The sequence below is a fragment of the Duganella phyllosphaerae genome (assembly GCF_001758785.1).
GTDB lineage: Bacteria > Pseudomonadota > Gammaproteobacteria > Burkholderiales > Burkholderiaceae_D > Rugamonas > Rugamonas phyllosphaerae.
In genome coordinates this window covers 1-3,271 of record NZ_LROM01000022.1, presented here as the reverse complement: position 1 = coordinate 3,271, position 3,271 = coordinate 1, and the positions used below count along the sequence as shown (strand labels likewise).

Annotated in this window: 5 protein-coding genes and 1 pseudogene; 2 read left to right on the top strand and 4 right to left on the bottom strand. The window is 61.4% G+C overall.

Going from position 1 to position 3,271, the window contains the following annotated elements; translation table 11 throughout:
* Positions 1–347 precede the first annotated feature (347 nt).
* Positions 348–719 (bottom strand): hypothetical protein, encoded by a 372-nt coding sequence (locus DUPY_RS28755; protein WP_229255198.1) that lies wholly within the window; start codon positions 717–719, stop codon positions 348–350.
* Positions 720–851: 132 nt separating this feature from the next.
* Between DUPY_RS28755 and DUPY_RS28750 the strand changes: the two genes are divergently transcribed.
* A complete protein-coding gene (locus DUPY_RS28750; protein ID WP_229255197.1) occupies positions 852–1,022 on the top strand; it encodes a hypothetical protein in 171 nt (56 codons plus the stop codon).
* Positions 1,023–1,072: 50 nt separating this feature from the next.
* Here DUPY_RS28750 and DUPY_RS28745 read toward each other — a convergent pair whose 3' ends face one another.
* The 3 genes and pseudogenes from DUPY_RS28745 to DUPY_RS01135 form a co-directional block, all read right to left on the bottom strand.
* Positions 1,073–1,228, bottom strand: coding sequence for a hypothetical protein (locus DUPY_RS28745; RefSeq protein WP_229255196.1), 156 nt, complete (start codon positions 1,226–1,228; stop codon positions 1,073–1,075).
* 12 nt (positions 1,229–1,240) lie between these two features.
* The gene (locus DUPY_RS28740; protein WP_229255195.1) at positions 1,241–1,765 is read right to left on the bottom strand and encodes a hypothetical protein; all 525 of its coding nucleotides are present in this window, start codon (positions 1,763–1,765) and stop codon (positions 1,241–1,243) included.
* Between the two features lie 2 nt (positions 1,766–1,767).
* Positions 1,768–2,494: pseudogene (locus DUPY_RS01135) on the bottom strand (SPFH domain-containing protein); the annotation flags it as partial.
* Positions 2,495–2,731: 237 nt separating this feature from the next.
* Here DUPY_RS01135 and DUPY_RS01130 point away from each other — a divergent pair.
* On the top strand, positions 2,732–3,139 hold the full coding sequence (locus DUPY_RS01130) for an ATP-binding protein (RefSeq protein ID WP_070245890.1): 408 nt from the start codon (positions 2,732–2,734) through the stop codon (positions 3,137–3,139).
* The last annotated feature ends 132 nt before the right edge of the window (positions 3,140–3,271 follow it).

The window sequence follows — 3,271 nt, the reverse complement described above, 5'->3', positions numbered from 1 at the left end:
ACAGGCCACTATTTTCATAGCGCCTATTTCATTACTTCTTGTGAACATTTGATATGTTAAGTATCACAGCAACTAGTGCTGTGTGCACTTTCATCAAACGTCCACACTTATCGACTGTTAATTTTTAAAGAACTTTGTTTGGTACTGCGGTCTTGCTAGCTGAAGAAGCGTTTTGTTCATCAGCGAAGAGGCAAGATTATGAAGCGTTTCGGATATTTCGTCAAGCACTTCTTTTTCTCTACCTGTCCCGCTTAACGCTGCACTGCGTGCGGTGTCTTGCGAGGGGTCGAATTATAGCCAAGGCACAACACTCATGACAAGGCTTTTTGTTAAATCATTTTCTCACTCTAGCGCAAGGCCAAGATCTGGCGCTTCCAGGCAGGGTCTTGCCAGCCATAGAACTGACTGAGCGACGACGGCCTGTCGGCAGACTTCAGCGTGGCCAAGGTATCGATCGCCACCAGCTCGAAGCTGCGCTTGTAGCGGGTGTCGATCCGGGCTTCTCGCGCCACCAGCATGCTCTGTGTGCCGGGCACCCAGCCGGCGAATTCCGCATTGCCCACGCCAGGCTCGGTAGCGGCTGGCGGCAGTACGTACACCATCCAGCCGGCGCCGGTCTGATGGAACAGCCACATCTCGCCCCAGCCATCCACCGGCTGCACAGCCAGCGCCAATGCCGTGCGCTGCACGTTGGCTCGCGCCGATGCCTGCCACACCACGCCCTAAATGCAACGGCGCACCAGGGATGTTGCTGGTCGTGTTTTGCGTCCACCAGGAGCACGCAGGTTTCGCCTGGTGCGCCGGCGATCGTCATTACCCTAAGCCTCGCCGCAGATGACGGCGCTGCCGACATGCTGTTCAGCAGCCCACCTCACGCTACCAACGCGTACGCCCGCCTCGGCAAACGCGGTGGCGTCATCCTCGGTCAGCTCCGCCGGCTCAAACAGCCCAACTTCGTCGAGCGCACGCCGGGCGGACTGCATCGCGGATTCGCCCTTGAGGGCCTGCGCGAATGCCACTGATGACCACACTGCCGCGCGGCGCATGCGGACCCGGTTGCGCAGGTAGGGCGCTAGTCGGCCAGCTGCACGCGGTCGAGCACTTCCGCATGCCACACGTCAAGGGGCGCGCAGGAGCCGGGGCCGAGTGCGGGATCGACGCACTCGGTGCGCGTCAGTCCCAGCGCGGCCGCCGCGCGTTGCGGCGGCGTCGGTTGCATCGCCAGCACGCGGCGAAATGCTTAGCCGTCGTAGCACAGCTGCATGCGCTCTTCTCCTTCCTGCCTGCGGACGACCACGCCGTAATTGGCCACCGCCTCCAGGTGCGCGGCAATCACGACATCACCTTGCTTGCTCTGGCGCGACGAGGCGCGCCGCGCCAGCCGTTCGGCCATGCCACTCAGGGCATCGAATGGTTCGGCGGTAATGGCCGCCGACGGCGCCGCCTTCAGGTAGGCAGCAACATAATTGATGCCCAGCGATTCGGCGCCTGGCGTATCGCGCAGGAAGCGCACCACCGACAGCAGCTCCGGCGCATCGACCGGCGCCAGCGATATCCTGGGCACCTGCGCCGCGCGGATATAGCCGGCCCGTTCGCGGCGGTGGTCATACACTTGCAGGAAGTCCTGCTTCTCGCCGCGTATCTCCAGGCTGTCGCCCTGCCACCGGACGGCCTGCTGCTGGGCGCTGTCCTTGGGCGCGGCGCGCAGCGCGGCCTGGTCCCGCGTGACGATGGCCAGAATGACGGCAGTGGCAAAGAGCGACATGATTATTCACCCGCCTTGGCACCGCCCAGCAACGACGCGCCGACAAAGCCGCCATCGGCCGGTGGCGGGGCGATGATGACCGCGAACTTGTCCGACAGCTTGTCGGCCATGGTTTTCTGGATCAAGAGCGGATTGCGGGCAATCAGTTCACCCTTGCGCTGCATCTACGCAGCAGCCACCTTGCCGATGGTGTGCTGGCGATAGGCTTCGGCGTCGGCCAGCTTGCGCCGCGCATCGGCTTCACCGGTCGCTTCGATCAGGCGCGCCTGGGCATTGCCTTCAGACGTCTTGATGCGCGCGGTCTTGTCGGCCTCCGCTTCCAGCCGGCGCTGTTCGATCTGCTTCTGCTTGAAAGGCGGTAAGTGCGCCATGGCCTGCCTGTGCACGGGCGGCGATGATCTGCTCAGTGCCGGCCGCTTCGGCAGCTTTTTCGCGACGGATCTTGTCGGCATCCGCCTCCAGCGCGCTTTGCTCCACCTGCTTTTCCTTGAACTCGAGCGTGTAGCGCATCTTTTCGGTTTCCAGTTCTTCGGCCAGCAGCTTTTCCATGCCTACTTGGTACTCCTCGGGCAGCGCGATCTTGCCGATGGTTATGCCGCGCAGCGTGATGCCATCGGCTGCCATCACACCCTGCACTGCCGGTTCGACGATGGCGCCATTGATATCGGGCGGCAGCGACTGGGCAATCGCGGCCACGCGGTCGGCGTTCAGAGCGTAGCGCACCGACATAAGCATGGTGCACCCAGTAATGTGGAAGTAACAACGCCGACGCCAGCCGTCTCTCTTCCGCGCGTGTGAAGAACTCCTCACAGGCTGTTCTGTGTCTTTTACGCTAAAACCACGGATACTTCCTGGATTGACAAGCAGCGAAGACAGCACGGCCAAAGTCGCCGTCATCGAGGGCGATCTCCCGACCAGCAATCAGCTGCGCGCCTGGATCGAGTCCGCGCCGCTTGCCTGCGCCACGTGGCCGACAATGGTCCGTGCATCGGTATCGAGCAGGTGCACTTCGACGGGCCGGACGCATTGCTGGCAAGGACTGACGACTATTCGCTGGAAGACGCGGTTACCCATGTGCTGCGCAACGCCAAGCGCTATCGGTTACCGGACAGCCCGATCACGATCACGCTGGCAGCCGGCGACACCGGCGCGACCATCACGATCCACAATCAAGTTCCACCCATCGCGCCCGAGATGATCGGCAATATCTTCGAGTACGGTGTATCGGAACAAGCAGAATCGGGTGCCGGTGGCAGTCGCGGGCAGGGACAATTCGTGGCCAAGACGTATATGGCAAAAATGGGCGCTACGATCGCCGCGCATAATCTCGATGGTGGTGTGAGTTTTGTAATGAGCTTACAGCGTGCCGGGTGATCATAAAGCGACGCCCAAAGCGAAAACCCCCCATCTGCACTCAGCGCGATCTTGAGCGCGCTGAGGCTGATGGGGGGTTTTCTATATAACTAGCCTGACGATAACCTACTTTCACACTGGTTGCAGCACTAT

Bases quoted from the DNA above. Each gene is read 5' to 3' on its own strand.
- DUPY_RS28740 (WP_229255195.1), bottom strand. From the start codon at position 1,765: ATGTCGCTCTTTGCCACTGCCGTCATTCTGGCCATCGTCACGCGGGAC.
- DUPY_RS28750 (WP_229255197.1), top strand. From the start codon at position 852: ATGCTGTTCAGCAGCCCACCTCACGCTACCAACGCGTACGCCCGCCTC.